General features: G+C 43.1%; 24 protein-coding genes and 1 tRNA gene. 10 read left to right on the top strand and 15 right to left on the bottom strand.

All coding sequences use genetic code 11. The features are described 5' to 3' along the window. Window positions 1-66 precede the first annotated feature (66 nt). The 6 genes from AO498_RS08230 to AO498_RS08255 form a co-directional block, all read right to left on the bottom strand. On the bottom strand, window positions 67-540 hold the full coding sequence (locus tag AO498_RS08230; RefSeq protein ID WP_067545865.1) for an acyl-CoA thioesterase: 474 nt from the start codon (window positions 538-540) through the stop codon (window positions 67-69). A gap of 14 nt (window positions 541-554) precedes the next feature. Then, window positions 555-1,007: a cupin domain-containing protein gene (locus tag AO498_RS08235; protein WP_067545867.1), complete on the bottom strand. Its 453-nt coding sequence runs from the start codon at window positions 1,005-1,007 to the stop codon at window positions 555-557. Beyond that, window positions 1,004-2,299, bottom strand: a complete 1,296-nt coding sequence (locus AO498_RS08240) for an MgtC/SapB family protein (RefSeq protein WP_067545873.1) — start codon at window positions 2,297-2,299, stop codon at window positions 1,004-1,006. The genes AO498_RS08235 and AO498_RS08240 overlap by 4 nt, the downstream gene beginning before the upstream one ends. A gap of 570 nt (window positions 2,300-2,869) precedes the next feature. Then, window positions 2,870-3,343: a glycosyl-4,4'-diaponeurosporenoate acyltransferase CrtO family protein gene (locus AO498_RS08245; protein WP_067545876.1), complete on the bottom strand. Its 474-nt coding sequence runs from the start codon at window positions 3,341-3,343 to the stop codon at window positions 2,870-2,872. A 468-nt stretch (window positions 3,344-3,811) separates the two neighbouring features. Beyond that, window positions 3,812-4,231, bottom strand: coding sequence for a hypothetical protein (locus AO498_RS08250; protein ID WP_148660204.1), 420 nt, complete (start codon window positions 4,229-4,231; stop codon window positions 3,812-3,814). Between the two features lie 634 nt (window positions 4,232-4,865). Continuing rightward, on the bottom strand, window positions 4,866-5,753 hold the full coding sequence (locus AO498_RS08255; RefSeq protein WP_067545881.1) for a dienelactone hydrolase family protein: 888 nt from the start codon (window positions 5,751-5,753) through the stop codon (window positions 4,866-4,868). Between the two features lie 552 nt (window positions 5,754-6,305). Between AO498_RS08255 and AO498_RS08260 the strand changes: the two genes are divergently transcribed. Both AO498_RS08260 and AO498_RS08265 read left to right on the top strand, forming a co-directional pair. Further along, window positions 6,306-6,716, top strand: a complete 411-nt coding sequence (locus AO498_RS08260) for an alkyl hydroperoxide reductase (protein WP_202814237.1) — start codon at window positions 6,306-6,308, stop codon at window positions 6,714-6,716. Between the two features lie 73 nt (window positions 6,717-6,789). Next, entirely contained in the window at window positions 6,790-7,191 is a 402-nt protein-coding gene (locus AO498_RS08265; RefSeq protein ID WP_067545884.1) for a hypothetical protein, read from the top strand. A gap of 441 nt (window positions 7,192-7,632) precedes the next feature. Here the strand turns inward: AO498_RS08265 and AO498_RS08270 are convergent, their stop codons facing one another. From AO498_RS08270 to AO498_RS08290, 5 genes are all read right to left on the bottom strand, one after another. Further along, window positions 7,633-7,959: a hypothetical protein gene (locus tag AO498_RS08270; protein WP_067545887.1), complete on the bottom strand. Its 327-nt coding sequence runs from the start codon at window positions 7,957-7,959 to the stop codon at window positions 7,633-7,635. Beyond that, window positions 7,956-8,426 (bottom strand): hypothetical protein, encoded by a 471-nt coding sequence (locus tag AO498_RS08275; RefSeq protein ID WP_148660205.1) that lies wholly within the window; start codon window positions 8,424-8,426, stop codon window positions 7,956-7,958. The genes AO498_RS08270 and AO498_RS08275 overlap by 4 nt, the downstream gene beginning before the upstream one ends. Before the next feature lie 165 nt (window positions 8,427-8,591). Beyond that, a complete protein-coding gene (locus tag AO498_RS08280) occupies window positions 8,592-9,653 on the bottom strand; it encodes an SAP domain-containing protein (protein ID WP_067545893.1) in 1,062 nt (353 codons plus the stop codon). A 203-nt stretch (window positions 9,654-9,856) separates the two neighbouring features. Next, window positions 9,857-11,950 carry an AAA family ATPase gene (locus tag AO498_RS08285; protein WP_067545896.1) on the bottom strand — a complete coding sequence of 698 codons (2,094 nt, stop codon included), beginning with the start codon at window positions 11,948-11,950 and terminating at the stop codon, window positions 9,857-9,859. Between the two features lie 803 nt (window positions 11,951-12,753). After that, window positions 12,754-13,218, bottom strand: coding sequence for a YehS family protein (locus AO498_RS08290; protein WP_067545899.1), 465 nt, complete (start codon window positions 13,216-13,218; stop codon window positions 12,754-12,756). Between the two features lie 240 nt (window positions 13,219-13,458). Here AO498_RS08290 and AO498_RS08295 point away from each other — a divergent pair, with 240 nt between their 5' ends. Together AO498_RS08295 and AO498_RS08300 are read left to right on the top strand one after the other, a co-directional pair. Then, entirely contained in the window at window positions 13,459-13,836 is a 378-nt protein-coding gene (locus tag AO498_RS08295) for a GxxExxY protein (RefSeq protein WP_067545902.1), read from the top strand. 135 nt (window positions 13,837-13,971) lie between these two features. Continuing rightward, window positions 13,972-16,143, top strand: a complete 2,172-nt coding sequence (locus AO498_RS08300) for a B12-binding domain-containing radical SAM protein (RefSeq protein ID WP_067545905.1) — start codon at window positions 13,972-13,974, stop codon at window positions 16,141-16,143. A gap of 301 nt (window positions 16,144-16,444) precedes the next feature. Here the strand turns inward: AO498_RS08300 and AO498_RS17360 are convergent, their stop codons facing one another. Continuing rightward, on the bottom strand, window positions 16,445-16,576 hold the full coding sequence (locus tag AO498_RS17360) for a hypothetical protein (protein WP_257722401.1): 132 nt from the start codon (window positions 16,574-16,576) through the stop codon (window positions 16,445-16,447). Between the two features lie 110 nt (window positions 16,577-16,686). Between AO498_RS17360 and AO498_RS08305 the strand changes: the two genes are divergently transcribed. Further along, the gene (locus AO498_RS08305) at window positions 16,687-17,259 is read left to right on the top strand and encodes a Pycsar system effector family protein (protein WP_067545909.1); all 573 of its coding nucleotides are present in this window, start codon (window positions 16,687-16,689) and stop codon (window positions 17,257-17,259) included. 70 nt (window positions 17,260-17,329) lie between these two features. Here the strand turns inward: AO498_RS08305 and AO498_RS08310 are convergent, their stop codons facing one another. From AO498_RS08310 to AO498_RS08320, 3 genes are all read right to left on the bottom strand, one after another. Next, window positions 17,330-18,022 (bottom strand): SIMPL domain-containing protein, encoded by a 693-nt coding sequence (locus AO498_RS08310; RefSeq protein WP_067550359.1) that lies wholly within the window; start codon window positions 18,020-18,022, stop codon window positions 17,330-17,332. 76 nt (window positions 18,023-18,098) lie between these two features. Next, on the bottom strand, window positions 18,099-20,672 hold the full coding sequence (locus AO498_RS08315) for a cation-translocating P-type ATPase (RefSeq protein WP_067545912.1): 2,574 nt from the start codon (window positions 20,670-20,672) through the stop codon (window positions 18,099-18,101). Between the two features lie 117 nt (window positions 20,673-20,789). Further along, on the bottom strand, window positions 20,790-21,326 hold the full coding sequence (locus AO498_RS08320) for a DUF4924 family protein (protein ID WP_067545915.1): 537 nt from the start codon (window positions 21,324-21,326) through the stop codon (window positions 20,790-20,792). A 378-nt stretch (window positions 21,327-21,704) separates the two neighbouring features. On the opposite strand from AO498_RS08320, the gene lepA reads away from it, so the two are divergent. From lepA to AO498_RS08345, 5 genes are all read left to right on the top strand, one after another. Then, window positions 21,705-23,492 carry a translation elongation factor 4 gene (lepA, locus tag AO498_RS08325; RefSeq protein ID WP_067545918.1) on the top strand — a complete coding sequence of 596 codons (1,788 nt, stop codon included), beginning with the start codon at window positions 21,705-21,707 and terminating at the stop codon, window positions 23,490-23,492. 62 nt (window positions 23,493-23,554) lie between these two features. Then, on the top strand, window positions 23,555-23,908 hold the full coding sequence (locus AO498_RS08330) for a four helix bundle protein (RefSeq protein WP_067545922.1): 354 nt from the start codon (window positions 23,555-23,557) through the stop codon (window positions 23,906-23,908). Between the two features lie 46 nt (window positions 23,909-23,954). Then, window positions 23,955-24,836 carry a bifunctional methylenetetrahydrofolate dehydrogenase/methenyltetrahydrofolate cyclohydrolase FolD gene (gene folD, locus AO498_RS08335; protein ID WP_067545924.1) on the top strand — a complete coding sequence of 294 codons (882 nt, stop codon included), beginning with the start codon at window positions 23,955-23,957 and terminating at the stop codon, window positions 24,834-24,836. Between the two features lie 78 nt (window positions 24,837-24,914). Beyond that, window positions 24,915-24,998, top strand: a tRNA-Leu gene (locus AO498_RS08340). Window positions 24,999-25,090: 92 nt separating this feature from the next. After that, window positions 25,091-25,633, top strand: a complete 543-nt coding sequence (locus AO498_RS08345) for a DsrE family protein (RefSeq protein ID WP_067545926.1) — start codon at window positions 25,091-25,093, stop codon at window positions 25,631-25,633. Window positions 25,634-25,777: the final 144 nt, after the last annotated feature.

The following is a 25,777-nucleotide window of genomic DNA, read 5'->3' on the forward strand; positions in this document are numbered from 1 at the left end:
CCAGAGCGCTGAAAGTGCGATCTGTAAAAAAAGATCTTCCAGGTTGTCAAAACCTGAAAGGTTTTTTCACTCATTAAAAAACGGTCGCATCTCTTCGTGGATTTCTTCCCGGAGGGTTTTTAGCTTCAGTGCATATTCCTGCAATTTCTTTTCTTGGTCGGTTTTCGGAACCCATGGTTTGACCTTTTTTGGACTTCCATTTTCATCCACTGACACGAAAATGATGATGCAGTGCGTCTTTTTTTCAAACTTCTTCTGTTCAAAACTTCGGGAATACACCTCGACCATGATGTGTATACTCGATCCTCCGGTGTAGATCACCTGGGAATCAATCTTGATGACTTCCCCAATCCCAATCGGCTTGTAAAATCGAATCCCGCCCACATAAACGGTCACACAGTAGCTTTCAGCCCAGTTTCGAGCGCAGGTATAGGCCGCTTGGTCGATCCACTTCATCACGGTTCCCCCGTGCACTTTTCCCCCGAAATTGACATCGCCGGGTTCGCTGATAAATTGAAAACTAGTTTTGTGAGCAGGCATAGGTTGAGCGTGTATTAGTGATGAATTTCGGTTTCTCCAGTTTCTTTGACGACAATTTCATTTCCATCGGTTCCTGCATAGACGACGATGATTTCCACCGGCTCGTCTCCTTCATTTTTTCCATAATGAATCAGGTTTACCGTCTCCACAATTGGATCTCCAGCCTTCATGTGGAGCGTATTTCCCTTGCTATCGATGACGGTCAATTCTCCTTTGAGCAAGACTCCTGCATTGATCACGGGATGATAATGTTTGGGCAATTCCGCTTGAGGAGGTATTGTCACCTTGACGATGGAGATTTTCGGTTTTCCTTCCGGATAGGCAGGAAGGCTATCTCCATTCCAAGAAAGATGGGATTCGATCAGGAGTTCGGAACTTGGCTGAGCAACCGTAGAAGTTTCTTGATTGGTTTGGCAAGCCGAAAGTCCAAGGATTCCCAGAAGGGAAATCAGCAGGAAATTTTTCATAGCAATAAAATGTAAAGGATGGCTAAGAGTCCTCCGAAGAAGGCAACGGCATAGCCACGAATTAGGTACATGCGGAGGCTGCTGCTACCGGCATATAGTCCAATTCCAAGTTTGACCAAGGTGTTAGAAATAGTGGCGATAAAAACAGCGATTTCGGCAATCGAAACAGTAAGTGTATTTCCGGTCAGTTTGGAAACTGAGATCGTGATGGCGTCAATATCTGAAATCCCGGCAATAGCGCTGGAAATCAAAGTGCCGCTCTTTCCTAGATTTTCATTGGCATAACTCACAGCCAGCAAAATCCCCATGTATAAGAGGCCGAAGACCAAGGCGCTTTTTAAATCCAGGGGCTTTTTGAGGGTAGACTCGGTTTCAGTATGAACTTCTTTTTTGTCTTTTTGGAAAATAAAAAAGGTGAATCCCAAGGTCGCAGCAAAGATCAAGACGAGGGGAACGAAGACCGCTCGAAATAGGTCTTGATTGAAGAGGAAGGTCCAGATCAACACTCGGATAAACATGATCGAGGAGGCTGCCAAAATCGCTGTTGCGCAGGAGGCAGACAGGCTTGGGCTTTCCTTGCTTTTTTGAGCAAAAACCCAAGTAACTGCCGTACTGGAAACCAGTCCGCCGACAATTCCACTGAGTAAAATTCCTCGATTATTCCCCAGGAATTTGGTTAGCATATAGCCGAAAAATCCCAGTCCCGAAGTCAGCAAAACCACCCATCCGATTTCTCTCGGGTTGAGCACGTCGTAAGGACCGAAGGTTTCATCCGGGAGAAATGGGAAAATCAAAAGCGCCAAGACTACAAAGCGGATAAAGGCATAGAGTTCGTCAGGAGTAATCGCTCCTACGATGGACTTCAGTCGGAATTTGGAGGAAAGAACCACCACTACCAATACCGTAATCATCAAACTGATCTCCATCAAGCCATAAAAGGCCATGCTTCCCAATACGAAAGTAATCAGTCCGCTAATCTCAGTTGTCAATCCCCGATCACCCTGCAGGGCGGTTTGCCAATAAGAAACCGCAGTCAAAATGACTACCCCCAAAAACAAAACTCCATAGACCCAAGGGGCAAAGAGGTAGTAAAAAAGTCCTGCAATAAACCCCAGCAAAGCATGGAAAATAAAGGTTCGGATGCCGGAGTATCCGTGGGAACTTTCCTTCATGGCGCTGTACTGCCGCTCCAATCCAATCACGGCTCCGATTCCAATCGCAACAAGCAAGCGGATCAGCAAGTCCCATTGACTGAGGGAAAAGGATTCTTGATCGATGATTAGGCTTTCCAAAGGATGTGTTCGAAAGGAGGCTGGGTTATTCCTTCCAAATCAAATATTCTGATTTATCCCTGTAGAAGCAAGTCCTTGGAGTGAATTGTGGGGGAAGCATGGGGGTTAGGAGGTTAGGGAGTTAGGAAGTAGGGGAGTTAGGGAGAAAGGAAGTAGGGAAGAATGTCCGATGTCATGTTCTATAACCTTTGAGGTTGCTGGATTGCCTTTGAAAATCTTTAAAAATTCCTCTGCGTCCTCTGCGTCCTCTGCGCCTCTGCGGTGATTTATTGCGGTGAATTGAAAGCCTGAAGACTGCGTACAACTAAGTCCAAGTCTGAAGACTTGAACTAGGCGGGAGTTATGGTGTAGGGGAGCATGGAGGTAAGGAAGTTGGGGGGTTAAGGTGCAGGGAAATAGGGAAGAATGTCCGATGATAGATGAATGGAGTCAGATGGAATGTACTAGAGCCCTTGAGGTTCTTTTTTGGATTGCCTTTGAAAATCTTTAAAAATTCCTCTGCATCCCCTGCGCCTTTGCGGTGAATAATTGCGGTGAATTGGCAGTCTGAATACTTGAACTAGTCGGTCCCTACATAGATTTCTGACGTTGGAGCATAAGGTCGATCCGTCGTTTATTTTCTTGTTGAAGAAGAGTGGGGTAAAGATTTAGAATGACATTGGGGATCATCATCATAAGCCCAAAAACCAGGCTTACATTCAATACTTGATATCCAGCAGCAAGGGTCACAAAGATAAATTCGATTAGGTGGCTTACCTCTGCCAGAGTCATTTGATGACGAATGGATTTCAAATCTGTCTGTTTTCCTTCCACCTTGATCGCTTGATTCAAGAACCTGAAAAAGGTGTTTTTTACAAGCCATCTAAATTGATCTATTCCAATGGCTTTATTGGTTGACTTCTTTGGTATAAAATTCAAGTAAGACAACTTTTCATAATAGCTGGTCTTTAGTAAAAGTGAATTGCCGATCATACCTACCATCCAAGAAATAATGGACATGGACAAGCCAAAACTGAAACCCAATAGAAGGTGCTTGAGGATCATGAATAAAAACGCCTAGTTGATTAAAAATAAATGTTATCGGGAATTTAAATTATCCAAGCTGAACTTCCGAATAGCAATTTTGAAAAAGTGGATAGTATGTCGGATGACCTTTAAGGGATTTAGCTGGATTCCCTTTGAAAATCTTTAAATACCCCTCTGCGCTCCCTGCGCCTCTGCGGTGATTTATTAGCAGTCTGAAGACTGCATACAACTAAGTCCATGTCTAAAGACTTGAACTAGTCGGGAGTTAGGGTGAAGGGGAGCAGGGAGGTAAGGAAGTTGAGGATTTAGGGAGCAGGGAAGAATGTCCGATTTAGGATGTATGAATGCGTATGGAATGTCATATAACCCATGAGGTTTTTTGCTCGACTCCCTTTAATAATCTTTAAATAACCCTCCGCGTTCTCTGCGCCTCTGCGGTGAATAATCGCGGTGATTTTGCAGTCTGAAGACTTGAATTTGTTGGGGTCAAAGGGAAATGTCAATTTGCTTGACTCGTACATCTCTTGGGACAATTTCTCCCTTCGCTTCAGACCAAGTTGTATTGTTTTGGTCTAGGTATTGGATGCTGCTCGAGATTCGGAGAACCTCATTGGGGCCAACAGTTCGGGCAATGTTTTTTTGAAGTTTCAAGGGGTCGCTTGGTGCTGCATATTCTCGAATCGAACGCATACTAAAAACCGTGTCCCATATCACAGTATTGCTTCCATTTCCCAAATCCTCCAGTGAAATACTCAAATTTACCGATGCTTGAGTCTGATCATAAATCGCTTCGCTATATTCCTTAGCTCTCGCGATTCGGTAATTTAAGGTATGCTCAATCCGATTGTTGACTACGTCAGGGATGGTTTCGTCCTCTAGAATGCATCCACTTACGAAGAAGAGCATTAGAAAAGCAATGACTAGCAATTTTCTAGTTGAACCGAAAAGAGGTGATTTTTTCGAGGAATTTATGATCGGAAAATCTTTCCATACTAGGCTTGAAACGAACTGTTTCATTGGACTCATAAAGATTGGTGTTTAGCTTTCGTATCTACAAAACGGGAAAGAAGGCATTTTGCTACAAATTTAAATCACCTTTTGTGGGATTGTCTGGTTTTATTGAAAGAAATAGGGAAGTATGGGAGAAGGGGAGTTGGGAGAGATGTAGGATGTCGAAAGTTGGGTGTCCAGTAATCTTTGAGGTTCTTTTTTGGCTTGCATTTGAAAATCTAAAAATTTACCTCTGTGCCCTCTGCGGTGAATAAACGCTGTGAATTGGCAGTCTGAAGACTGCATACAACTAAGTCCAAGTCTGAAGACTTGAACTAGTCGGGTTTTTTGAGAAGGGGGTGTGGTAGTTGGGAGAAATGTTGGGGGTGGAAGTTTAATGACCTTTTAGGACTTTACTGGATTCCAATTGTAAATCTTAAAATATCCCTCTGCGTCCTCTGCGGCTCCGCGGTGAGTCTTTTCTGCTAATCTGCGGTGAATAAAAAAAAGGGAGCTGAGCCCCCTTTTTATGGATGAATCATTCAACTGATCACTTCAGATTAGCCTTAAAAAACGCGATGGTTTTGTCCCAGGCCGCCTTGGCAGCTGCCTCGTCATATCTTGGAGTCGTGTTGTTATGGAACCCATGATTGACGCCCGGATAGTTGATCATTTCGTATTTTTTGCCATTGGCTTTCAAAGCTTCCTCGTAAGCCGGCCAACCTGCATTTACCCGCTCATCGAGTTCGGCGTAGATGACTAAAAGTGGAGCCTGAATTTTTGGAACATCTTCCACCGCGGGCTGTCCTCCATAGAATGGGACTGATGCTTTCAGATCAGGAATTCGAACCGCCATCGCATTGGAAATCCAACCTCCAAAACAGAATCCCACCACGCCAACATTGCCGTCACAGTCAGGATGATTTTTCAGAAATTCATAAGCTGCGATAAAGTCCTCGAGCATTTCATCACGATTTCGCTTAGCCTGCATGGTTCGTCCTTCGTCGTCATTTCCAGGATAGCCTCCCAGAGGAGTCAAGGCATCCGGAGCAATCGAGATAAAGCCATCCACCGCGCATCTCCTTCCCACATCTTCGATATACGGATTGAGTCCACGGTTTTCATGAACCACCACGATTCCAGGAAATTTCCCCTTGCCAGCAGGCTTGGAGAGCAATCCCTTAATCTGTCCTCCACCCTTGGGCGAGTCGTACATGACATAATCCGAACTTTGCATGCGCTCGTCATTTGGCTCAATGGTGCGTGTATTTACATAATCCGGCATCATGCTGCTCATCAGAGCAGTTACCGTAATCCCGCCAACGGCATAGGCGGATAGTTTTTCGACAAAAGTTCGACGATCCAGCTTGTTGTGGCAGTAGTAGTCGTAGAGGTCAAAAGCTTCCTGAGGGATATCCTCTTTGCGTAGTTTTTCCATGGTTTGGTTTGATTTAGTGTGTATAAGTTATTCAAAATCAAGTCAAGAAAAACCCAAATCTGGAGAGCGGATAAAAAATGGAGGTGAAAGGAGGGGAAGTATGGAAGTTAGGAGGTAAGGAAGTTGGGGGGTAGGGAAGTATGGGGGTAAGGAAGTATGGAGTGTAGGAAGTTTTGGAGTTTGGATGTAAGGAAGTCGGGAAGTGGGGAGACCGAAGACAGGAGATGGAAGACATAAAATCTATTCTAAATAACCTTTGAGTTTTTAAGCTTGCTTTTTTAAAATCCTCAATTTACCCTTTATGTCCTCTGCGCCTCTGCGGTGAAATAACTCCATAAATTCAGCAGTCTGAAGACTGCATACAAATAAGTTCAAGTCTGAAGACTTGAACTATTAGGAGTAAGGAAGTAAGGTCCGGTGACCGATGTCCGATGGTTTTTAGACTGAAAATATCTCTGCGTCCTTTGCGCCTCTGCGGTGAAAATAGTTGAGTCCTTTTGAAAAAGTTTGGGGAGATTTCAAACTTTTTGCTTTGGGAATTGTCCTTAGGACATGGAAAAAAATTATCCCAATTGGATGGCGATTTGCCTCAAACTGGCAGCAATTTATAATATACTTTGGGGGGCATGGGTGGTGATTTGGCCGAATACATTTTTTGAATGGACGGGAATGGCTCCACTCCAGCATCCCACCATTTGGCAAGGAACCGGCATGATCGTAGGCGTGTACGGCCTAGGCTACTGGTGGGCAAGTTATCAGCCTATGCGGCATTGGCCCATTGTGGCAGTTGGTTTTCTGGGGAAAATCTTTGGCCCCCTGGGATTTCTGTTCAATTACCTGGTCCTCCAAGAAATCCCCTTTCAATTCAGCTACACGCTCTATACCAACGATCTGATTTGGTGGGTTCCGTTTTTTCTTATTCTAAAGCGGGTTCATACCGAGATGCGATGGCAACTCCGATAACTCAGGTGGGGAAGTTAAAGGGAATTGAGTAATGGGTTTTAGAATCAGCTAACTAGCCAGAAAAAAGATAATTATGGATGTGATTCGTCTCTCGGTAGACTCGGGGCTATTTATTTTGGTGTGGTTGGTGCAGGTGATTATTTATCCTTCTTTCGCCCAAATCGATAAGGAAAAACTGCCCTCTTGGCATCGATTGTACACCCAGAAGATTCTTTATTTCGTAGGGCCAATGATGTTTATTCAGACGGGTTTGATTGCTTGGCAAGTCCTGATTGATCCTCTGGCTTTCCTTGCAGATGGATTGCTTTTATCAGGAATTTGGATCAATACCTTTCTGATCGCTATTCCCATTCATGCCTCTATCGATCGAGAAAAAACACTGGAAGGACTTCTACCAAAACTCCTTCGAGTGAACTTTTGGCGCAGCTTGATGTGGACAGGATTAGTTCTTCTTTCTCTGTGGAGGATGATTTGAGGGAAGTTGGGGAGTATGGGGGTAAGGAACTTAGGAAGTATGGAGGTGTGGAAGTAGGAAGTTGGAGAGTTGGGAGGTATTGAAGTAGGGGGGTAAGGAATCTGGGAAGAATGTTGGGGGTCTGATGACCGGTGACCGATGTCTGATTTCCGATGGGTTTTGGACTGAAAATATCTCTGCGTCCTTTGCGCCTCTGCGGTTAAATAACTCCATAAATTCAGCAGTCTGAAGACTGCATACAAAAAAGTCCAAGTCTGAAGACTTGAACTAGGTGGGGAGTTGGGAAGTATGGGAGTAGGGAAGTAAGGGAGTTGGGATGTACGTCGGATTACTGATAAGTGGAATTATATTGACTTTCTCCCCGCGTCCTCTGCGCCTCTGCGGTGAACAAAAATTCCTCTGCGCCTTTGCGGTGAGTTTACTTAGCGCCTTTGCGATGATTTATAAAATCCCTCCGAGGGCTGTTGAGACGGCATTAGTCAGCACATCGATCGCGGCATTGGCGGCTTTTTGGGCGATGGCTTTGGTGATCACTGCCACGGCGTGGAGTTCTGCTTCGAGGATCAATTTTTCGTCGTTTAATCGGGATTCAAATTTCTCCTGAGGCAAATCTCCAGTGATTCGCAGTTCGGCGATCAATGCCAGTCGTTCCTTTCGATTGGTTAAAAATTGAGTGGTGGCGGACTTTGCATCCATCCAGTTTTCAGAGACGGTTTCTTGTACCGCGCCTGACATATTGGCGATTACTTCATTGATGTCAAAATTCATGGCTGTTGGGAGGGAGAGGAGTTAGCGATTTCTTTGGCTTTTTCAGCGACTTGCATGGCAAAAAGAAGGTCCCCGAGCGTCTTGCGGTTGAGTTTGATCAGGCCGTCACTGAGGGTGTTGTCTGTGCGGTGTTCCTCCTTGTACTTGGTCCAGAGCTGCAGGGTGATCTCGCAGATTCGGACCGAGTTGGCATTTAGAGGGCGGATTTTGTTTTTATTCAGTAAGGAGACGAGTTCCACTTCGATATCCACATACTGCTCGGCAAACTGCTCAAACCTTCTGCCTCCGTTTTGGGTGGAGGTGGTTTCCAGCATCAAGAGGTAGAATTTATCAATCTCCTTGGTCGTCTGATCGATCTGCTCGAGAATCGCAGCATTATAGGGAGGAACTAAGGATACCTTGCAGGAACTGAAAAACAGCAGCAGCATGATCAGAGGTGTCAAACTGCGAATTCGTAAAGGATTCATAGGAAAAGGGATAAGGTTAAAAGTCATTGAAATTCAAACAGTAAGCGAAAATGGAATTTAATGAATTTTGAGGGTAAAAAAAGGAGGGGATGGTGAATTGTAAAATCCATTCAGTATTTATCAAATCTTAAAAAAATTAAAAAGAGATTAAGGGTAGAGGGAGATTTACATCAAATTGTAAATACAAATACACTTTGTAAATCTTGGAAGGGTAGGTAGATGGTCAAGTTGATCCCAAGTGTATTTCTCTTCGCCAAACTCTTCATGGCATTTGCATCCGGAATTTAAAATTTGAATTCCCTCAAATTTGGAGTCTGAGTGCCGTCTTTTAAATTCAAGTATTTCTTCTAGTTTGGCTTGATTCCAAAAGTGTAGATGTTCAAAATGAATCAATGTTTTCAAAAAATCGTCTTTATCGCCGAAATCGAGGATTTCTGGATTTGTTTTGAGGATAGAATAGATCTCATTTAAGTCTATATCCTTTAAATATTCATTTTTGAATTCCTCGAAAAATGGGATGATCATCTCTCTGAATCCAATTAAAACTCGAAGCTTCTTTTCAAATTCGATTGGGAATTTACATTGAATGCGAAATGGCTCATTTTGACTTAGTTTTTTTAAAACTAAATTGGATCTCTCTCCAAATGAATTCATTATTCCAGATAAGCTTCTTTGATCAGGATGTTGCCCTCGAATATGAAAATGATTTGATTCAAGTACCGATAGATTGTTTTCCAGTAAAAGTTCGGCTTGATGTTTTAAAAAGTTTAGGGATTGTTTCAAGAATTCATCTCTATAATTTTTAATCCCCTCCTTTCCTTTAGGCGTCAGCTTGTAAAACGGTATTAAGTGGATGTCATAAGATTTATCTTCCACTTCATCGAATACTCGTTTTGCTAAAATCTCTTTGTTACCAGTCTGAGGCAAATTGTTCTCTTTGAGAATTTTCTTTAGCTCGGGAACCTTTAAGACCTCTTCTTTTAAGCTAATTTCAATTAAACCTTGGGTAAGGAACTTGTCTAGAATTGGGTTCAATTCTCCAAGCAGTTCCTTGAATCGAGGCTCCCAATAGGGGTTATAGCCAAGTAGCTTATGGATTGGTGTTTTTTCTAAGGCCTCTAAGAATTCTAACTCATAATTGAACTTTGGAAAAGAAATTTTAAAAGCATCCGAGTCTTCTTTTTCCTCTTTTACCGTTTTTCCGAAAAATCGTTTTAAAAAGTTCATTTTGGTTTTTGTTTGCTCGAATATCGATTTTCCAGATTAGATTTTTGTTAGAATATTTTCTTCAACGTTTTGCAGCTACCCGAAGGTGGCGATTTCGAAGCATTTCACTGTCAACCAAGCAGAAACTTTGATAGAAGCACAAAGTTTGATTTAACCACTGAACCGCCACTTTTGGGCAGGTGCTGTTATCTGCTGGGTTTTTCCTATTCCTCATTTTTCAAATGCTCTGGTAATTCAATATTTTTCTTATAATTCTCGATGTTTGAAAAGTTATGATTTTTGTCGTACCACTTTTTGAATGTAATAGCGGTGAAAATGAATACGAGTACTACAATTACGTTTCCTATAATAAAGTCTGATTCAAGCTCTTTGTATTTAGTAATAGCTGAAGATATGTTCCAATTGCTATTCCATAATAAGGCAATAATGCCAAAAATAAAACCTACCAACCATCCTATTAACTCATAATTTGTCCTCTGTCTCCATTTTGAAACTTCTTGATTTATAAAGTTTTTTCTATCCTTATTAAGTTGTCTTTTTATATCGTCCTGTCGTTGTTGTTCAATTTTGGTTAATCTGTCTTGAAGTTCAGAGATTGTTTGGTCCTTAGAATTTGATACTTGTTCTGTGTTTTTGTTTTCAGCTTCTATTTTATCCTTTTTTTCTTTTAACTCCTGTCTAGCTTTATCTAGGCTACTTATTTGTTTTTCAAACTTTTTAAACAGTTGGTCAAGTTTTTGAATTCTCTCGTTTTCTTCTTGCGCTTGTTTGTCTGCTTCTTGTTTAATTCTACTTATAAATTCCTGTTCATTTGTCTTTGCCAGTGAATTTAAATCTGAAATATTTGTCAATTGACGATGTGAAATCCTCGAGGATATCAACAACACATCTTTATCAGTGATTGTATCACCAGCATATTTTTGAATATTGTCGTCTAATTCTTTTATAATACTTGCTTTGGGAAGCGTGCTATTTAGAGTAAATGCAACCAAAGAAGATAAACCTATTTCTACTAATTCATTGGAATTAATTGATTCTGATAAATTGGGATTAGCTAACCATAGAATATTCAAAAGTTCGTCAGCCCTAATGATTTCAGGCTGGCAATCATTATTGTTTGTGTTTGAATCTTTAAGCTCCTCCGAGTCATGAGATATAGAGTTGTTAACAAACCAACAGTTGACTTTTTCAAATTCCTTTATTCTCTTTGTTCTTTTGTCACGCACGTAGTATAAAGCGGTTGCGTCATGTAATGCAGCATAATGGGAGGAACGAAATTTTTTGTAGCTCTCATACTCCTTACTAAACTTCGCTAGATTCTTATATTTATCTGTATTGGGTAAAATGCTAATATCTCTTTGTAAAAGTGAATCCTCAATATTATCGACTATTCTTTCTAAATCATTTTTGCTTAATTTTCTTCGTTCACATGCATTGTAAATATCTTCAGGATTTATTCTTTTAGTTAATACAGACGTTGAATAGTGTTCTGCTTTTTTGGAAATTAAAGACTTGGTTTCTTCAATTGTATCAATTAGTACTGTGAATTTATAACCCAAATTTCTACAGACATCTATAAGCTTATTACATGTGTGCGTAGATTCTGGTGTGTTCAAATCAATGAGACTTATAATAAAATTGGTATCGAAAACTAGTTCAACATTCTGATTATTATTTTCAGTTTTGTATTCGAGATAGCTAGATATTATGGAACCAAGATAGATGTTCTTTATTATGTCGAATACGTCAGGTATCTTTCTGAAAAATTCTACAAATTGAGCTTCAATTGTATAATCTCTGCCATTTATTGGTTGACTGTTTGCTAAGTACTTTGATATTGATATCTTGTTTTTATCAATAAAGTCTAAAATAGTGGTCTTTTCCTTTATTTCAACATTATTAAGTTTCAAAAAGTCTATGTACAATTTTTCTAAAGTCTCAACTTCTCGTTTACTCGATTGTATATTTTCTTCAAACTCTTCAAAAAAGAAATTTTTTAAAGCAAACGCACCATCATTATAAAGTTGAAAGTTTACAGTTTCATTAGTGTTAACTTCATTCGCTATCTGTTGCAAGATTACTTTTAATACTGGTAATGGAAAATCTATTCCATAAAGTTCGTTTGATATATCATGTATTTCCTTGATTGACTTTCCACTTAAAATTCCTTTTGAATTTAGCTTAAAAAGAGACCTTTTGATTAATGGTACAAATGGGTCAATTGGACCTTGAATAAGTGTGCCTGTGTTTCTTACATGTGCCAGTAGGCTATATGTGATTGCTCTATTTTCGTTCATCTTTTAGATTTATCGATTTCGTTTTGTTAGCATAGCAGATAACGATTGTGTTTACGAAACCAATTTCGTAGAGCATGCTTATTTGGACGCATTGCGAAACCAGTTTCGGGTATATCTTATTTATTTACCTTAATTCCTTCGATTCGATTTTTAGATTAGTCTTGTTCCCTAATGGGCAGGGTCGGAAGTTCAGAAAATGCTTCAGGTCTGTCATGTGAAGTGAAAAGTAAGTGGTTAAAAGTGTGCTTTGAGGATCATTCCTGCTGACGTCTTGAAAGTAAAAACTAATTCTTAGTTGGCAAATTCCAATGGTATAATTTTTTGAAAAAATGTGAATAAAAGAGGTGGGAAGACCGGAGACGGGAGCCGGAAGGAAGGTCCAATGTCCGTTGTATGTGGGAAGTATCGGAGTAGGGAGGTAGGGGAGTTGGGAAGTATGGGGGTAGGGAAGTTGGGATGTACGGGAGTTGGGGGTTAGGAGGTAGGGAAGTAAGTCTGGTGAGTTGGAATGATCTGAACGTACTCTCTGTGTCCTCTGCGCCTCTGCGGTGAACAAAAAATCCTCTGCGCTTCTGTGGTGCATATTTTCTGCGGTAAATAAGCAGTCTGAAGACTGCATACAGATAAGTCCAAGTCTGAAGACTTGAACTAGGAGGGGGTTGGGGTTAGGAAGTTGGGAAGTAAGGAGGTATGGGGGTTAGGAGGTAGGGAAGTTAGGAGGAAAGTGAATAATCTGAACTTACTCTCCGTGTCCTCTGCGCCTCTGCGGTGAACAAAAAATCATCTGTGCCTCCGCGGTGAGTTTATTCCTTCGGACGGAATTTGAGTTGTAGGCCCATCAAGAAATTTCGAAGAATTTGATCCTTGCATTCCCGGTATTGGGCTTGGGTAGGATTCCGAAAAAAGGCACTCAGTTCGTGCTTGCTGAGTCGAAAGCCACGAAGGGCAAAGATATCCAGCATGTCCTCGTCCTTGTAGTTGAGCGCGATGCGGAGTTTACGGAGGATCAGGTTGTTGTTGAGGGACTTTTCGGGCGTAGGCACTTCCCCGTCTTTTAATCCTCGGTTATTGATAATCAGTCCGTTGAGAAAAGCTGCCAGGTCTTTGTCGTAGAGCTTTTTGAAATCGGGTTCCTCTTCCTTTTTGAGCCAAAGCGCGACCTCCTCTGCGAAAATGGGCAGTCCCCCAAAGCCGAAAATTTCAGCCATCTTGTGATTGTGAAAATGGAAGGTGTACCGCAGCGTGCGGAGAATGTCGTTATTGCTCATAGCGCAAATATACTACTCAACGCAGAGAAATATTTAATTCACCGCGGAGGCGCAAAGGACGCAGAGAAATAATTTCACCGCGGAGGCGCAAAGAGCGCAGAGGAATAATTTTCACCGCAGAGGCACAAAGGACGCGGAGGGATTTTTAAGATTAGATTTTTAAATACTTTTCAAAATTTTGAATATGAACTAACTTGAGGTCAGTTCTTTAAGCTGATTTTTAAAACAACTCGATCTTTTATGCTAGAAAATGAAATTTCATCTCAGGTGATTGGTGCTGCTATTGAGGTTCATAAACATCTTGGACCTGGATTATTGGAAAGTAGCTATGAGGCTTGTCTTCTTTACGAATTAAAGGACCGAGGACTAGACGTAAAATCCGAAGTTTTGCTTCCAATTCATTACAAGGGATTTCAACTTGATGCGGGGTATAGACTCGATATTTTGGTCGAAAATCGTCTGATCCTTGAAATTAAATCTGTGGAAAAACTGGAAGGAATTCATATCGCACAACTTTTGACCTATCTAAGATTATCCAAATTGAAGCTCTGCCTTCTAATCAATTTCAATTCAGAAAAGGTAATCGATGGGGTAAAGCGAGTCGTAAACAATCTTTAATTTCACTCTGTGCCCTCTGCGCCTCTGCGGTGAAATTATCCCTCCGCGCCTCTGTGGTGAACAAAAATTTCTCTGCGTTCTCTGCGACTCTGCGGTGAATTCCGCGATCTTTGAGGCCTATTAAATCCCTATTCCTTGTCAACCAAAGTTCTTCTCATCACCCCGCCTTTTACCCAACTCAATACTCCTTATCCGGCTACGGCTTACATCAAGGGGTTTTTGAATACGCTCAGCGTGTCCTCCCGACAGGCGGACTTGGGTATTGAAGTGATTTTGAAGCTTTTTTCTAAAAAGGGCCTTACTCAGGTTTTTGATATCGCTTCGCAAAAAGTCGATGAGCTCTCGGATAATTCCGCCCGAATTCTCCGCATGAAGGCGAGCTACCTGCAGACCATCGGTTCGGTGATTGATTTCCTCCAAGACAAAAATCCCACCTTGGCTTACCATATTTCCGAAGGGAATTTTCTTCCCGAAGCCAGCCGCTTTGAGCAGTTGGATGATCTGGAATGGGCTTTTGGAACCTTGGGAGTCCGTGACAAGGCGAGGTATTTGGCTACGCTTTACCTGGAAGATATCGGAGATTTGATCACGGAAGCGGTCGATCCGCACTTTGGCTTTAGTCGCTATGCCGAGCGATTGGGCATGTCGGCCAAGACCTTTGACGAAATGAATGCTGCACTCCAGCAAGCTCCGAGTTTGATCGATTCCCTTTTGCTGGAATTGTTGGAAGAAAAAATCCAAGCCTACCAACCCGAATCCGTGGCCTTTTCGGTTCCTTTTCCCGGAAATCTCTATGCTGCTTTCAAGTGCGGGCAATATATTAAAGCAAACCATCCTCAAATCAAGGTTTGGATGGGGGGAGGCTATCCGAATACCGAACTTCGAACCCTGAAGGAGCCTCGGGTATTTGACTATGTGGACTTTATCACGCTGGATGACGGGGAAGCTCCGATTCTGCTTTTATTGGATTATTTGGCAGGAAAGCGGCCGATTACCGAACTCAAACGCACATTTGTGCGGATCGATGGAGCGGTGAAATTTCTGAATAATTCTGCCGTAAAGGACCTGCCTCAGCGGGAAGTGGGCACCCCTGACTATAGCGATTTGCCCTTGCGGGAATACCTTTCGGTGATCGAGGTGGCCAACCCTATGCACCGACTTTGGAGTGATGGTCGCTGGAACAAGTTGACACTGGCGCATGGCTGCTACTGGGGCAAGTGTACCTTTTGCGATATTTCCCTGGATTATATCGGACGCTATGAACCTATCAATGCTTCGATTCTTTGTGATCGGATTGAGGAAATCATGGCCCAGACGGGCACCAACGGATTTCACTTTGTGGATGAGGCGGCTCCACCTGCTTTGATGCGGGATTTGGCGATTGAGATTTTGAGGAGAGGATTGGTGGTGGTTTGGTGGACGAATATCCGCTTTGAAAGCAGTTTTACGGCAGACCTTTGTCGCCTGCTTCGAGTTTCCGGCTGCATCGCGGTTTCGGGAGGATTGGAGGTCGCTTCAGATCGACTTTTGGCACTGATCAAAAAGGGAGTGACGGTGGCCCAAGTGGCTCAGGTCACGAATCATTTTACTCAGGCAGGCATTATGGTGCATGCCTATCTGATGTATGGCTATCCCACCCAAACGGCGCAGGAAACCATCGATTCCATGGAAATGGTGCGACAGTTGTTTGAGTCGGGGGTGTTGCAGTCGGGCTTTTGGCATCGCTTTGCCATGACGGAGCATAGTCCGGTGGGCATGGATCCCAAGGCCTTTGGTGTCAAGCGAACCGATCTTTCACTTGGTCCATTTGCGAATAATGAGGTGGATTTTGTCGATCCAATTGGCGTGGATCATGGTTTGTTTTCCGAAGGATTGCGAAAATCCCTATTCAACTACATGCATGGCGTGGGCTTTGATATTCCTTTGAAAAACTGGTTTGACTTCAAAGTTCCGCCGACATCCATTCCCAAAAAGTACATCGAACGGCAGATTCAGAGTGAACCCGCCCAGACCTACAAAGATCAGCACCGCATTCTTTGGATTGGCGCTCAGCCCGAATTGATGGAAGCTGAGGAAGGATTTTGCGAGTTGATTTTCTCTGGGAAAAAAGAGGATTTTGCGATCGAACTGCCCCTCGAACTTGGTGAGTGGGTGGTTTGGCTTTTGGCCAAGGTGAGTTATACCGAGGCGCTAAATACGCTGAAACCTATCCGGGAACATTACGAGGCCGAGTTGGGAGATTTCGAAGAATTAGTTGAATCGGAAGTGTGGGAAATCCTCCAGGAGCATGGGTTGCTGGTTTTTTAATAAGAGTTCGGGGTTCAAGGTTGCGGGTTATTTGCCGTCATCGCGAGGAGAAGAAGGATAACCCTTGAGCCATTCGGGTCTTCGCCTTCTACGAAGCGATCTTTGAGAATAAAGCTGAAGGATCGCTTCGAAGCAGAATCATTCCGTAGTAGAATTTAGCGTTCAATTTGCTTCTCGCGATGACGGTCATATGGTTTCACGAGGAGAGAAAATCTAATCGAGGAACTTTTTAAGGATTCGCCTTCTACGAAGCGATCTTTGAGAATAAAGCTGAAGGATCGCTTCGAAGCAGAATCATTCATTAGTAGAAATTAGCGCTCAATTTGCTTCTCGCGATGACGGTCATAAGGTCTCTCAAGAAGAAGAAAGCTGTACCTAGCGTATTTTTAGAAATGACTTTCAACGAAACTGGTTCTACCGCCTTTAAATACATGATTTTCCTCCTGAAAACGAGAAACGCTTTTTCCAGCCTTCAATCCTTGACTTCTGGATAGCGAATGCATCAGGAATTTCCTTAATTTTCTATTCCAATAACCCCAGCCCATGGAAGAACCTATTTTTGAGTCTAAAAAAGAAAAGGACAAGACCGAGCGGGAAAGGCAGACCTTTTATCGGGTAGCTTTTCAAAACTACAGCAACCTCCTGCAGATCGCGGACAACAAGGCAAACATTATCATTAGTATCAATGCCTTGGTGATTTCTTCCCTCATTGCCTTGGTGAGTTACGGCTCCATTTCCAATCAGCTAGAAATGCAGCGTCCGATCATCTTTGTGCCGATTATTCTCTTTTTGGGATTGATCCTTTGTTCCACCTTTTTGGCGGTGCAAGTTGCCAAGCCTAAAATCATGGGACGATCCACGGATAAAAGCGTCAAACCACAGTTTAGCATGCTGTTTTTTGGGGCCACAGACTTTTATTCCTTTGAAGAATATTTGGCAGAAACCCACCGAGTGCTCAAGTCCCGAGCAGAAATTCAAGATCAAATGACCCTTTCCTTGTATTACCAAGGCCGGGTGCTAAGTCGAAAATACAAAGTCCTTCGCCAAGCTTACACCGTGTTTACGATTGCTTTGGCCTTTGGAGTAATGGTTCTTTTGGGGAATCTAATTTTATAAAAAAAAAGACCTGTCAGGTTTTTATGCCTAACAGGTCTACTCATTTTCAAAGCGAAATTGCTGTCGTTTTTCAATATGTGTATTTGACAAATACCCGCTTGCCGATGGTTTGATCATCGGGCTGAATAAGCATATCTGCAGCTTCGGAGGCCATTTTAGCAAATGCGACATTTACCGGGTTTGGACGGTAATCGGCCTCCATCATCACATGAAATACAGTTAGACCACGAATGCCCAAGGTATTTCCGATTAAGATGGCCTTGGCTTCCGCATTTTTTAAAGCTTCTGCCAATAGGGTGTCTTCCAAGGATTTTCGGGTACTTTCTGCAATGCCGAAGTTGAGTTGGTAGCTCATGTCTCCCGATTCTTCGATGGCTTCCACTATTTTTTGCAAATCCTCATTGGTTGGGCTGGTGATAATTCGAAGCACTTGACGAGCCACATAGCCGCTGTCTCGGGCTGTCCCGGAGCGATATACGGTGTTTACATTGACTGAGAAATTATCAGCGACCAATTTGTAATCTTTGATCTTTCCTTTTTTCAGGGCGTCTGCCAATCGTTGTGTTTTTTTATTGAGGATGGCTGTAGCCTCGCTCACTTTCAGGGATTTTTCCATAAGTGAAATGGAAAAGACCGCTTCATCGGGATTGATTTTTCGTTCGGCATAGCCTTCCACTTCGATCAATGGGACTTGCTGGATTTGTTGAGCTGCGAGGGAAAGGCTTAGAAAAAGCCCAAGAAGTACTCCAAAAATAGTTTTCATGGTTTTATCAGTTGGTTTTAATTGAGTCATTCAAAAGCTGAACCAAACTCCGGAAAGCTTGAGCTAAAGGTTTGGATTAAGTTTTTTTAACGGAGAAAAAGCGCTTTCTGATCCATTTTTCAAATTCGACCGCATGAAAAACCACCAGAGACATGGCCAGCGAAAACCCTAATTCGGTCCAGTTGAGGGCTTGGGTATGGAAAATTTCATTCATCATTGGGAGATAAATCACTCCGAGTTGAAGGAAAAGCGTCAGCAAAACCGCACCAAACAAAGGCTTGTTGGAGAAGATTCCCTGTTGGTATAAGAAAGTACGATCGCTTCGCACAGCCATCACATGGCCGAGTTGGGAAAAGGCAAGGACCGAAAATACCATCGTCTGCCAATGCCATCCTTGGGCGATCGACCAATACTGGGTGAATAAGGTCACGGCAGCCATCAGCATTCCCACCCAGATGATGTGGTACCCTACTCCGTTTGCGAAAAGACTTTGCTTGGGAGGTCGAGGCGCTTGTTTCATGATGTCTTTTTCTGCCCGCTCACTTGCCAAGGCCAAGGCTGGTAGTCCGTCGGTAACCAGATTGATCCAGAGGATATGAATGGGAAGGAGGGGATTGGGGAAACCGAGAAAAGGGGCCAGGCCGATGGTCCAGATTTCGGCCCCATTGCAAGTCATGATGTACTTGATGAATTTGACAATGTTGTCATAGATTCGGCGCCCCTCTTTGACAGCCCGGACGATCGTCGAGAAATTATCATCCAATAAGATCAGGTGGGCGGCTTCCTTGCTGACATCGGTTCCAGATATTCCCATGGCCACGCCAATGTTTGCCGCTTTGAGGGAAGGCGCGTCATTGACCCCGTCTCCGGTCATGGCGGCAAAATGGCCTTTCTGCTGAAGTGCTTGGACGATTCGAAGCTTTTGCTCGGGCGCGACTCGAGCGTAAACACTGATGTGTTCTACTTGATTGGCAAATTCCTCCTCCGACAAATTTCCAAGTTCTGCACCCGTAAGGACGCCATCGCCTTCTTTCCAGATTCCTACCGCTGAGGCGATTGCTCGTGCAGTGGCAGGATGGTCTCCTGTGATCATGACCGGTTTGATTCCTGCGGTTTTGCATTCTGCGATCGCTAGTTTGACCTCTTCTCGTGGCGGATCGATCATTCCCACTTTTCCATAATAGTCCAATTCGGACTCCAACTGCATCCACTCTGATTCTTCCGGAAGATGGTCAAGGATTTTCCCTGCGAAAGCCAATACTCGCTCACCTTTTTGAGCCCAGGCTTCGGCACTTCGTTGAAGTTGCTCAGCTTGATCTTTCTCTTTGAGAATGGAAGAAATGGCTTCAGGAGCGCCTTTGCAAAGCATTAAAATCTGATCTCCCAAGCGATGAAAGGTACTCATTCGCTTTCGGGAAGAGTCAAAAGGGAGTTCACCGATACGAGGGAATTGGACCTTTAGCGTTTGATATTGACCTAGAGTGAGTTCCTGGAGAATTCGTTCTACTAATGCCACTTCGGTTGATTCGCCTTCAGGACTTCCTTTTTTGTCCAAGTGTACGTCATGACAAAGGCCTAAACCAATTTGGAGGTTGGAAAACTCGGCGGATATCGGGAATTGATGAAATGCATCTACTTCCGTCACAGTCATTTTATTCTGAGTCAAGGTTCCAGTCTTATCGGTGCAGATGTAGGTGACCGACCCCAAACTTTCCACGGCAGGAAGCTTTCGAACCAATGCTTTCTTTTTGGCCAGTCGTCCTGCGCCAAGTGATAATGCGATGGTGATCAAAGCTGGTAAAGCTTCTGGAATAGCAGCTACAGCTAAGCTAACGGCAAGAAGTAAGACGGTAAAAATTTCTTCTCCCCTTGCGATTCCAGCTAAAAATAAAACCCCGCAAATCGCTAGGATAATGATGGAGATGGCCTTCGCAAATCGTTTCATCCGTTGCTGCAAAGGTGTGCTAGGAGCATTTTCTTGGAGGAGACTGGCGATTTTGCCGATTTCAGTTTTCATGCCCGTTGCCACCACCAGCCCGTTTGCCCGACCATTAGTAACAAGAGTTCCTTTGAACGCCATGTTGAATTGATCTCCGGGATTGAGATTTTCTCCCTCTACTATTCCGCTTTGCTTGTCGATGGGAACTGACTCTCCTGTAAGGGAAGACTCATCGACTTTCAGGGAGAAAGTGTCGATCAGCCTTAGATCTGCAGGAACCATATTTCCGGCTTCCAGGGTCACCACATCTCCGGGAACCAGTTCTCTGGAAGGAACTGTGATAAGCTGACCGTCTCGGAAGACCTTGGTTTGGGTTTCGGTGAGTTTCTTCAACGAATCCATCGCCTTTTCAGCCCGGTATTCCTGGACAAAGCCCAAGATCGCATTGAGTACAATAATGACCAAAATGATGATCGTATCGGTCAGGTCTCCTACAATGCCTGATATGACAGCAGCGGCAGCCAAGATCAGGATCATAAAATCCTTGAATTGGGCCAAAAAAAGGACCCAAGCCGGTTTTTTCTTTTTCTCCAGCAGGGCATTGGGACCAAATTTTTCCAGCCTATTTTGAGATTCCGCGGAGTTTAAGCCGGTTTTGTGCGTCTCAAATTCAGAAAATAAGTCTTCAGCCAATTGTTGGTAAAAAGCCATTGGGAGGAATGTGATTTTCCTAAAAATACAAGTTATCAGGCAGGAAAGCTTGGCTTGCTTGGGTATTTTAAATTTGGCCGATCAACTAATTTGAAGAAGCGAAGGATTGCCCTCAAGTCAATTTCGTTCAACCAGTTCCTGCTGGTAAACCAAGTTTAGCAGGCTTAACACTTCTCCAAAAGCTTCGGCGGCTTTGAGCTGCTCCTCAGTAACTTTTTTACCAAGCAATCGGCAGAGGAGTAGGCCATAGATCCCGTTGAGACAGATTTGGATTTCGTTTCCGGGATTTTCCCCGTTGGCTGCCAAGATCGATTCAAGGATATGAGGTTTGGCTTGGTGATAGGTTTCAAAGTAAGACTTATCCGTTTTAAGTAATCGGTAGTGAAGTTGCAGCAGGTGTTCCACAAGATCATTGAGCTCCTGAAGATGGCCTTTTTCTAGAATTTCTTCACTTTTCATTTGGTTAAGCAGTCCTTCAAACCAGGAAGTAATTTGCTTCCTTTCTGCCTCACCAACGGGGTAATGTGCGATCACATACTGCCGGATTTCCTCCATGTTCCCCTGAAATGACCGGATTAAATCCTCCATCTGATACATATAGATCAGGTACTCGCCAATGTTTTGAGACTTTTTCTTTTCGGCAACAGATTGCATGGGAATAGAGTTGATGAGGAGGCAAAGGTAATACTTGAAGAAGATATGGGTAAAGCTGAGATAGATTAAGGATGGAAATATGGCTATGCCGAGATATTTTAAAGATAAAAGGAGATAGGGTCTAGTTCAGCGATCTCGCGACGTATCTTCTTATCTAAAGAAGTCTAATTAGGAAATAAGATATAGCAATGCCGAGATATTTTAAAGATAAATGGAGATAAGGTCTAATTCAGCTATCTCGCGAAGCGTATCTCTTCTTTCTTGCGCAGCATATCTTGATAAAATCATCCTAGGTAGGTTTATTTCTTTACTCCCTGTATTTGAAACTCCCTGTCGATCAATACTTCTTTTTTCCTACTTTTGCGCCACGAAGAGCTTATGAAAAACATTAGAAATTTCTGTATCATCGCCCATATCGATCATGGGAAGAGTACATTGGCGGATCGATTACTGCAGTTTACCAATACGGTTTCAGATCGGGAAATGCAGAATCAAGTGTTGGACGATATGGATTTGGAACGTGAGCGGGGCATTACCATCAAGTCCCACGCCATCCAGATGAAGTACACCTACAAAGGCGAGGAATACATTTTTAACCTCATTGATACACCCGGACACGTCGATTTTTCTTATGAGGTTTCTCGTTCGATTGCAGCTTGCGAAGGTGCATTGTTGATTGTAGACGCATCCCAAGGAATTGAGGCTCAGACGATTTCCAATTTGTACTTGGCCTTGGGTCATGACCTTGAAATCATCCCTGTATTGAATAAAATCGACCTTCCAGGAGCTGATCCGGAAGGACGTGCCGACGAGGTGATCGATTTGATCGGTTGCGATCGGGAAGATATCATCTTGGCATCAGGCAAAGAAGGGATCGGTATTGAAGATATCTTGAACGCCGTCGTAGAGCGAATACCTGCTCCAAAAGGAGATCCAGAGGCTCCACTTCAGGCTATGATTTTTGACTCCCAGTTCAACTCCTTCCGTGGAGTGGAGGTAATCTTCCGAATCTTCAACGGTACCATCAACAAAGGAGATAAAATCAAATTCGTTAATACCGGCAAAGAATACTACGCCGACGAAATAGGCATCTTGGGAATCAACCAGATTCCTCAACAAACCATGAGTGCCGGAAATGTAGGATACCTTATTTCCGGAATTAAAGTGGCGAAAGAGGTGAAAGTGGGGGATACAATTACCCATGTGAAAAACCCATGTAAAGATGCGATCAAAGGTTTCGAAAACGTGAAACCGATGGTTTTTGCGGGGATCTATCCGGTAGATACTACCGAATTTGAAGAACTCCGTGCCTCCATGGAAAAGCTTCAGTTAAACGATGCCTCCTTGGTTTGGGAGCCAGAAACTTCCGCTGCCTTGGGCTTTGGTTTCCGTTGTGGATTCCTCGGAATGCTTCATATGGAGATTGTTCAGGAGCGTTTGGAACGGGAATTTGACATGACGGTGATCACCACTGTGCCATCGGTACAGTTCCGAGCGATCATGACCAATGGCTCAGTTCAGCTGATCAATGCGCCGAGCGATATGCCTGACCCGACCAAGATGGAATATATCGAGGAACCTTTTGTGAAAGCGTCTATCATTACGGCTTCTGAATATGTAGGCCCAGTGATTCAGCTGTGTATGGAGAAACGAGGACAAATCAAAAATCAGGTTTACTTGACGGCTGATCGGGTTGAATTGCAGTTTGACATGCCTTTGGCAGAGATTGTATTCGATTTCTTCGATAAGCTTAAGACCATTTCCAGAGGTTATGCTTCTTTGGATTATGAATTAAAAGGCTTCCAACAGTCCCACATGGTTCGCTTAGATATCATGCTTAATGGGGAACCTGTGGATGCGCTATCTGCTGTCGTTCACAGAGATAAAGCCTACGAATGGGGCAAGCGACTTTGTGAAAAGCTCCGGGAATTGGTCCCAAGACAGATGTTTGAGATTGCGATTCAAGCGGCTATTGGACAGAAGATCATTGCCCGAGAGACCATTAAAGCGCTTCGAAAGAACGTATTGGCCAAGTGTTACGGAGGTGATATTTCCAGAAAGCGGAAGCTTCTTGAAAAGCAGAAAAAAGGTAAAAAACGCATGAGACAAGTCGGAAATGTCGAGGTGCCTCAGGAAGCGTTTATGGCGGTGTTGAAATTGGATTAAAGGAAAAGAGTTACGAGTTACGATTGACGAATTGATTTTGAACCTCAACCCAAATTTTTTATATGATACAGGATATGAATTTGAGGACAAAACAATTTGCAGTAGATGTTTGGTTGCTTTGTACTCGTTTTCCTCATTCGAGAGAATATTCAAATTATGTGAATCAGCTTTTGCGTTGTTCCAGCTCTTTGGGAGCAAATTATCGAACAGTAGGAAGAGCAAAATCGAAAGCTGATTTTATAAATAAGTTAAAAATAGTAGAAGAAGAAGCTGATGAAAGCCAATTCTTCCTCGAACTCCTTTTGAAAATAAATTCTGATTCAGTGATAGAGAAAGAAATTGAAAGACTGATCAGAGAAGTAAATGAGATAATAGCAATTGTAGTTTCTAGTTTAAAGTCTGCAAGGTTATCCTAAATCTTGATTTGGCATCGTAACTCGTAACTCGTAACTCGTAATTAAAATGATCTTAATCGACGGTAAAAAAACCTCCTCTGAAATCAAGAATGAAATCGCCACTCGCGTAGCGGAAATCAAAGCTGAGGGAGGAAAGACGCCTCATTTGGCGGCGGTTTTGGTAGGAAATGATGGGGCCAGCCAGACTTATGTGGGAGCTAAAGTGAAAGCTTGTGAAGAGGTCGGATTTCAGTCCACGCTCGTTCGTCTTGAATCTGATATTTCCGAAGCGGAACTTCTAAAAGTAGTGGAGGATATCAACGAAAATCCCGATATCGATGGATTGATCGTGCAGCTTCCTTTGCCAAAGCATATTTCAGTGGATAAAGTCACCAATAAAATCAAACCTGAAAAGGATGTGGATGGGTTTACTCCGGCAAACGTAGGTCGGATGACGCTCAATTGGCCTGCTTACGTGGCAGCTACTCCTTATGGGATTGTGGAACTTTTGAAGCGGTACAATATTGAGACCTCAGGAAAACACTGTGTGGTCATCGGAAGAAGCCACATCGTAGGAAGCCCAATGAGCATCTTGATGGCAAGAAACGGCTATCCTGGAAATGCTACTGTGACCCTTACGCATAGCAAAACCCAGAACTTGGCAGAAATCTGCCGTACAGCGGATATTTTGATCGTGGCAATTGGTAAGCCTGAGTTTGTTACTGCGGATATGGTGAAGCCAGGTGCAGTAGTAATCGATGTGGGTATTCATCGAATCGAGGATCCTAGTAAGAAATCGGGTTTCCGATTAATTGGTGATGTGAAGTTTGACGAAGTAGCACCTTTGGCCTCAGCAATTACGCCTGTTCCAGGAGGAGTTGGACCAATGACAATTGCTGCCTTACTCTATAATACACTTCAATCTGCAGAGAAGAAGGTTTTTGGTTAAACCGAAAAAAAGTAAAGAAAAGCTCGAAATGCTGTTGCATGGAATAGGGTAGCTTTCTACTTTTGCAGACCCTAAAACGCGCATGTGGTGAAACTGGTAGACACGCCACTTTGAGGGGGTGGTGCCCGTTCGGGTGTGGAAGTTCGAATCTTCTCATGCGCACAAACCCAGTCAGATTTGACTGGGTTTTTTCTTTAAATGGACTTTTTGAGGGGTGAAAAATGATTACCTTTTAGCAGTTAAATGCCCACCCTATGAAAAAACTAATCAAGCTTTCTTTTGTAGCTTCTTTCTTATTGATGAGTCTAATGGCTTTTGGCCAAACTCCCCAGTTTCCGATCGTAAAAGGCTTCGGAGGAATTTATGAAATTCCAGAAGCCACTGAACGACCTGATGGAACACTGGAATACAAAATTCTGGTCGATCTCACTTCTCCCTCAGAAGATAACAAGCAGGTTTCTCGATTTGTAGACAACATTGCAAGAATGATGAACCTTCATGGACTGGCCGGGGTAACCAAGGATCGTCTACACGTGAAAGTGATCATCCACGGGGGAGGGATCTTCTCGCTTTTGAATCATGAAAACTATCAAAAACGATTTGAGGTAGAAAATCCAAATTTGGCAGTATTTGAAGCTTTGAAAGAGGCAGGAGCAGATATCATGGTTTGTGGGCAGTCGTTGATCGCTCGAAATATAAAACCTGCTGATTTATGGCCTGGTGTAAGAGTTGCCCATTCGGCTTTGACTACCATCACGACCTACGTTCCTCAAGGCTATATTTTGTTGAAGTTTTAATAGAATCATATCCAAGAAAAGGGAGTCAGGAAAATTACTGACTCCCTTTTTTATTTTTAAAGGTGAATGAGTTTGAAAAATGCGTAATCCAAAAAAAATAAGTCCTCTTGCTTAATTGAATGGCAGGATAAGGTTCATTTTTTT

The sequence above is a fragment of the Algoriphagus sanaruensis genome (assembly GCF_001593605.1).
In the GTDB taxonomy this organism is placed as follows: Bacteria; Bacteroidota; Bacteroidia; order Cytophagales; family Cyclobacteriaceae; genus Algoriphagus; species Algoriphagus sanaruensis.